1 protein-coding gene is annotated in these 907 nt (G+C 38.7%); it reads right to left on the bottom strand.

Annotation, left to right across the window (positions count from 1 at the left end; genetic code table 11):
- Positions 1-27: 27 nt before the first annotated feature.
- The gene (locus ACFINF_RS09390; RefSeq protein ID WP_375620614.1) at positions 28-873 is read right to left on the bottom strand and encodes a type IV secretion system protein; all 846 of its coding nucleotides are present in this window, start codon (positions 871-873) and stop codon (positions 28-30) included.
- Positions 874-907: the final 34 nt, after the last annotated feature.

Here is a 907-nt window from a genome sequence, read left to right as displayed (position 1 = left end):
TACGGGAACCATTGTTTTTTATCTCCTCTAGTTTCTATGTCTCCATAGATGTCCAAATGTAATTCCTTTTGCGAGAGAATTGGCAACGCTTGATAGTTTGAGTAACAGCATGATGGATATAATGGACAAGATGAGAGCCCCCCCAAACATGGAACTTATATTTTGGTTATAATCGAATTTCATATCGCTCAAATAGTTTGCAAAGATATTCATCATCAGATTAAACACAGTCGCTAAGAGCAGAAAGAGGATTATATAATTGACGACTTGGATTATCCATTGCTCGAAAAGGCGATGAGTTGGTTGCCAGAGCACAGCAATGATGAAGAGTGGTCCCCATCCTACGAGAAGTGTAATAGCGATTTTTGTCAGGAGCACGAGACCACCGCCGATTGCTACTACGAGGCTTGTTGCCAGCAAGATGATGATGCCTAAGAGACTGTAAAGCAGTCCATTGGCTTCGAAGAAGACAGTTTCTTGGAAAAGACGTCCTGCATATTGAAATCCTTTGCCTGCTGCTTTGTCTAGTAAATTCATTAATTGTGTATCAGTGAGTGGATTTGTTATGAGCGCTTTTGATAACTCATAGGGCATTTGTGTTATCAAATTGGCAATTTCATTTTGATAAAGTCCTGTGGTAAGAGCTATTGAAGTAATAATACTTATCCGTAGGAAACGATTTACAAATCCGGAGAGAGGCATATCTATAGCGCCACGAATGATGAGCCATCCATAGATGATGAAAGCAATTGTGATACCGATTGATACAAAGGGCGTAATTGTAGCTATTGTTTTTGAGGAAATATCCGTGACATATGTTTTTGTTATCTGATCAATTTTATCGAAAAGTTGCGTGAACACTGTAAAGTCCATGGAATTCCTCTTTAACGAAGTTTCAACTTTTTAT

It is taken from the genome of Bartonella sp. TS25HLJMH (genome assembly GCF_042193505.1).
In the GTDB taxonomy this organism is placed as follows: Bacteria; Pseudomonadota; Alphaproteobacteria; order Rhizobiales; family Rhizobiaceae; genus Bartonella; species Bartonella grahamii.
This window is presented reverse-complemented; position numbering and strand designations above follow the sequence as displayed.

Bases quoted from the DNA above. Each gene is read 5' to 3' on its own strand.
- ACFINF_RS09390 (WP_375620614.1), bottom strand. From the start codon at position 873: ATGGACTTTACAGTGTTCACGCAACTTTTCGATAAAATTGATCAGATA.